The following is a 611-nucleotide window of genomic DNA, read 5'->3' as shown; positions in this document are numbered from 1 at the left end:
CTCTCAGTTACTCAATTTTGATTGATTACTAATATCAGCTTTCCAAATTGTTAAAGAACATACTTAGGGTAAAAAACCCTAATCAATAGCCACTCAACAAGTGCTTATTCATTAGGATTCCAGTCCACTTCGACCAGGTAAAACCACTCACCTTCTTTAGCGAGCAATTTGCCTATTTCTTTCTTAGGCAAGGCGAGGGAATGCGTAGTGTGCGAGTAGCACATGAGCATTTCTCCAACGCAGCATAAGGAAGAAATGGTAGGCTTGGGCAGACTTGAACTGCCGACCTCACCCTTATCAGGGGTGCGCTCTAACCAGCTGAGCTACAAGCCTGTTCTTGCTTCTGCCTTGGCTCGTATTGCCGCGCTTGGTTTCGTCGCTCCTCAGTCACATACCTGATGTATGCTCCTTCGTCACTCCTCTAGTCGCGCACCACTACAAACCAATTCATCGCAATAACACTCTGCTTTAGCTCTGAACTATGAAGCAAAGTGGTGGAGCTAAGCAGGATCGAACTGCTGACCTCCTGAATGCAAATCAGGCGCTCTCCCAGCTGAGCTATAGCCCCATATATGGTCGTTCTTCTTTCTAGACAAAACAATCTGTGTAGG

General features: G+C 46.2%; 2 tRNA genes. Both read right to left on the bottom strand.

Annotation, left to right across the window (positions count from 1 at the left end):
* Window positions 1-256 precede the first annotated feature (256 nt).
* A tRNA-Ile gene (locus AB1N33_RS16650) sits at window positions 257-333 on the bottom strand.
* A 159-nt stretch (window positions 334-492) separates the two neighbouring features.
* Window positions 493-568, bottom strand: a tRNA-Ala gene (locus AB1N33_RS16645).
* Between the last annotated feature and the right edge of the window lie 43 nt (window positions 569-611).

The sequence above is a fragment of the Alteromonas nitratireducens genome (assembly GCF_040812025.1).
Taxonomy (GTDB): Bacteria; Pseudomonadota; Gammaproteobacteria; order Enterobacterales; family Alteromonadaceae; genus Alteromonas; species Alteromonas nitratireducens.
The sequence above is the reverse complement of the archived record's forward strand: the minus strand, read 5'-3'. Positions and strand labels throughout refer to the sequence as shown.